The sequence below is a fragment of the Gelidibacter sp. genome (assembly GCF_039916245.1).
Taxonomy (GTDB): Bacteria; Bacteroidota; Bacteroidia; order Flavobacteriales; family Flavobacteriaceae; genus Gelidibacter.
Map to the genome: position 1 here is coordinate 1 of NZ_JBDSLS010000250.1, position 4,008 is coordinate 4,008.

Here is a 4,008-nt window from a genome sequence, read left to right on the forward strand (position 1 = left end):
GAAAACATAGGCACCCACTTCGGAAAAGACTGCAATGTCCTGGGGGAAATATTAATCTCCCGCTATGACCTCTTTAAAGAAAAAGGCGTCAAAACCCACTGCACCACCAATCTCAACGCGGAAGAAATTCAAGATCGATACGGTGAGCGTGTTCGCTCACGAATGCGGGAACTTTTTAATTTAGTAGGGTTTGAGGCGTCTAGTGTGGATAAGAGGATGTGAATGAAATTCGATTATTGGATTTTAATATCTTCCAGGAGTAGTTACATTACTTGCATTCAGTATATTAGTGCTTAAGTGAAAGCCTTGATTCAACCTAAACCCATTAACACGATGAGTACCCATGACCTGTTCTGGTATTGGTTTAAAGAAAACCACCAACATTTAGAAAATCAACAAGAAATAATAAATTTAGGAGGTTTGTTTTTGGAGGGCCATACAAAACTCAACAACTATTGCCCCGATTTATCTTTTATCATAAAATACCCTTCACAAAATGGTAAAAAGTACAAACTGATCGTTACGGCTGGAGGGGATACAAATCTGGCCATCAAAATTAAGTATCTCATTAGCAAAGCCCCGAAAATGCTCAATTGGAAATTCGCTGCAAAGTTGCAACCAATGAGCAACCTAAGCAAAATCATTGACGGTACCGATCCCTTATATGAGTTCGGAGACTTTAAAATCAAGATCAGCGACCTGATGTTTGCCCCAATCAATTATTGTCCAATAGCTGAGGTATTTGATATAACGGTTTACCTTCCTGGATTTTGGAAAAACCCACAAGAACTTTTATATCAAGCCGTCACCATAATGCTTGAAGACCTTTTAGGGGTTCATTTGGCATATGCCAAAATTAACCATCTCACATTAGAGCAGATCCCCAAAAATACCGAAGGACTCATTCCTGCACACGACATGGAATACTTTTTTAGAACGTTTACCCTCGAATGAACTTGTTCGTTTCGAGACCATTTTAAATTGCCCGTTTTGAGATTTTCAAATTAAAAAGCGTCAAAACCCTTTGCACCACCAACGGCAACGCCTAAGAAATTCAAGAACAATACCGCGAACGTATGCGCTGCAGGATGCAGGAACTTTTTAATTTGGTAGGGTTTGAGGCGACGAGTATTGAAAAGGGGGGTGAGTTTAACACAAATGATTTTTTTAAACTAATTGTAGGAAATATCTTAAAAATGAATATGTTTGATGATTAAGAGAGATAGTCCCAACGAGTTGCGCTAATCCAAATGTTGTGGCACATAAACCCCAAAATTTATATAAACTAAAAAAACAGAAATCATGGTAGAAGAGCATAATTTCAAATCAAATTATTTCCTTAGACTACTTAAGGGAGATTACAATCCATTAACTCCAAATATTCTGAATATTGATAACAATCATATTGAGTATAGGAGACGAAACTGGTATTTAATATCCGTTGATACCGAGAATTTACATTTTCAAAATGTTACGGGAATCACTGTTGATAAACACTTGTTTGGTGCTACTCTGATAATAAAGAGTACAGGCCATGACTCAATATATGTAAACGGTTTTTGGAAAAAGAAAGCAAACGAAATTAAAGATATTTGCTCTAAATACATTTCTTTCAATACTCAGAGAGGAACAGCAGATGCAATGGCGGACGCTATCTCAAAAGCTATTGGGAAAGCTGGTGAATCAGGTCGTATTAGTGTGGTTGATGAATTGAAAAAAATGAAAGAACTTTTAGACAGCGGAGTAATTAATCAAGATGAATTTGATGAACTAAAGATAAAATTAATGAGCTAAGTCATGGTGTTACTCTTAGAAACTATGGTCGAAGAGTGGTTCACACGATAAGGCTGTTTCACAATTTGAGGACTTAAACATGGCAATTACGGAATAAAGCTATCCGCTATTAAAAATTTGGGTAAGGTCAATATGATAATCTTCAAGTTGCAGTACAAGTTAGTATTGAACTGTACTATAAATTCACAAAAAACAAAATCATTTAAGCCCTTTTGGGGCTTTCTTGTTTTTGTTCTAGCAGCTCCTGCTAAATTATGCATGGCTTAAATACAAGTTGATTAAGTTTTGAAGTGCATTAATTTCATAACATAAAAAGGCGTCAAAACACATTGCACTACCAACCTCAACGCCGCAGAAATCCAGGAACGTTACGGCGAACGTATCGGTTCCAGAATGCGGGAACTATTTAATTTGGTGGGGTTTGAGGCGTATAGTGTGGATAAGAGAGCGTGAGTTTAGTGAAAATGATTTTTTTAACATGAATTGTAGGGAAATGTATTGAAAATGAATATGTTTGATGTATAGGAGAAATAGACGCAACGAGTTGTGCCTATCCAGTGTAGCATGAAAAAAAACGTAAATGAAACCAATATTTGACTCAACATTACACGAAATCCTAAATAATAGATTAGGAGAACTTGAAAACCATTTTGACGCGGACTTTTTATTTTATTATGGTCCTATGTCTGATTCTCTTGACAAACCATTTAGAGATTTGGTAGAAGAATTAAAATCTGAACCTGACACAAAGGATACGCTATTTATAATGCTTAACACACCTGGAGGAAGTGCCGAAACTGTCGAGAGATTAGTTAAAATAACACGACATCATTACCAGACTGTAAACTTTATAGTTCCTGATGCAGCATATTCAGCTGGAACAATATTTTGTCTATCGGGAGATGCAATTTATATGGATTACTCATCTTCACTTGGACCAATTGATCCGCAAGTTTATAATGGAAAAAACTGGGTACCAGCTTTAGGTTATCTTGACAAAGTGGAAGAGTTAATAAATAAATCAATTGCAGGAACTATCTCGCAAGCAGAGTTAATAATGTTAAGAGAACAGGATTTAGCTATGTTGAGAAGACACGAACAAGCCAGAGACTTAACAATTGCACTTTTAAAAGAATGGTTAGTAAAATACAAGTTTAAAAATTGGAACACTCATAATTCAACAGGAAATCCTGTAACACCTCAAGAAAAAGAGGATAGAGCTACAGAAATCGCAAGAGATTTAGGAGATAACAAAATATGGCACTCTCACGGTCGTTCGATAGGAGTTTCGGCTTTAACTCATATCTTAAAACTCAAAATAGAAGATTATTCAGGTAACCCTGTTTTAACCAAACTTATTAGAGAATATAACGACCTAATATGTCAATATATTGGTCGAAATAATGGAGAAATGTTTTTTCACACCAGAAAATTTATATAAATTTGTAATTATGGAAAATATAGCAAAACTTTTAGAACAAATAGTCGATAAGACTAAAGAGGGAAAAAATAAGTTGGAGCAGATTTCTAAATTTGATGAAACTATTAAAATGTTAGGTCTTATAGAAAAACCTACTTATAGTTTTCCTTTAACAGACACATTAGGTAGACAAACTTATTCCAATTTGAATAGGAAATAACGCTACAAAACAAAGTATAAACGCAATAGCGGTTTAGGTGCAAACTTGAACCGCTTTTTTTATTTTAAATATGTATATTACCATCAGAAAATTAATTCTTTTATTCCGCCACAGCTTATATACATAAACGTTCCGCTAAAAGAACATCCATAAAACACCAATTCCGCATACTTCACAAAATCACTAATCCCCGGAACATTCCCCATATATTCCTTACCTCTCAATTTTGAAACCGTATGAGCTTCCAATTCTTCCTGTGGATATTCTTGAATAAGCTCCTCAATAAACTTCTGATCTTTATCGCCTTCTAATTTGGCCAACCATTGATCTGCTAATTCCTCGTGCAGAATCACAGGCATTCTTGCCTCCTTAAGTTTCGGATTATTGTGGATTTTAGCCAGGAGAGGATTTCCCGTGGTCGTCACAATCGAGAAGGTGTTCATTTTCCCTGAAGTTTCAGGATTGACCCATTCATTAAAAAGTCCAGCTAAAATGATGGGTGATTTATCTTTTTTGTAAATATAAAAAGGATAGGTCTTTTTCTCAAAATGATGATGTTCATAAAACCCATCTA

Annotated in this window: 5 protein-coding genes and 2 pseudogenes; 6 read left to right on the plus strand and 1 reads right to left on the minus strand. The window is 35.4% G+C overall.

All coding sequences use genetic code 11. The features are described 5' to 3' along the window. The 6 genes and pseudogenes from ABIQ28_RS13165 to ABIQ28_RS13190 all read left to right on the plus strand — a co-directional run. Nucleotides 1–222: pseudogene (locus ABIQ28_RS13165) on the plus strand (ATPase); the annotation flags it as partial. Between the two features lie 111 nt (nt 223–333). Further along, nucleotides 334–954, plus strand: coding sequence for a hypothetical protein (locus ABIQ28_RS13170; protein WP_348038052.1), 621 nt, complete (start codon nt 334–336; stop codon nt 952–954). A gap of 348 nt (nt 955–1,302) precedes the next feature. Beyond that, nucleotides 1,303–1,794 carry an SHOCT domain-containing protein gene (locus tag ABIQ28_RS13175; protein WP_348038054.1) on the plus strand — a complete coding sequence of 164 codons (492 nt, stop codon included), beginning with the start codon at nt 1,303–1,305 and terminating at the stop codon, nt 1,792–1,794. 318 nt (nt 1,795–2,112) lie between these two features. Beyond that, nucleotides 2,113–2,247 (plus strand): annotated as a pseudogene (locus ABIQ28_RS13180) (ATPase); the annotation flags it as partial. A gap of 127 nt (nt 2,248–2,374) precedes the next feature. Next, complete coding sequence (locus ABIQ28_RS13185; RefSeq protein ID WP_348038056.1) at nt 2,375–3,235, plus strand: serine dehydrogenasease; 861 nt, start codon at nt 2,375–2,377, stop codon at nt 3,233–3,235. Between the two features lie 10 nt (nt 3,236–3,245). After that, nucleotides 3,246–3,434, plus strand: a complete 189-nt coding sequence (locus tag ABIQ28_RS13190) for a hypothetical protein (RefSeq protein ID WP_348038058.1) — start codon at nt 3,246–3,248, stop codon at nt 3,432–3,434. Nucleotides 3,435–3,517: 83 nt separating this feature from the next. Here ABIQ28_RS13190 and ABIQ28_RS13195 read toward each other — a convergent pair. Further along, the coding region (locus ABIQ28_RS13195; protein WP_348038060.1) for an SOS response-associated peptidase family protein at nt 3,518–4,008 on the minus strand (491 nt) is incomplete at its 5' end.

Coding starts and splice junctions, on each gene's coding strand:
- ABIQ28_RS13170 (WP_348038052.1), top strand. CDS start 334: ATGAGTACCCATGACCTGTTCTGGTATTGGTTTAAAGAAAACCACCAA.
- ABIQ28_RS13175 (WP_348038054.1), top strand. CDS start 1,303: ATGGTAGAAGAGCATAATTTCAAATCAAATTATTTCCTTAGACTACTT.
- ABIQ28_RS13185 (WP_348038056.1), top strand. CDS start 2,375: ATGAAACCAATATTTGACTCAACATTACACGAAATCCTAAATAATAGA.
- ABIQ28_RS13190 (WP_348038058.1), top strand. CDS start 3,246: ATGGAAAATATAGCAAAACTTTTAGAACAAATAGTCGATAAGACTAAA.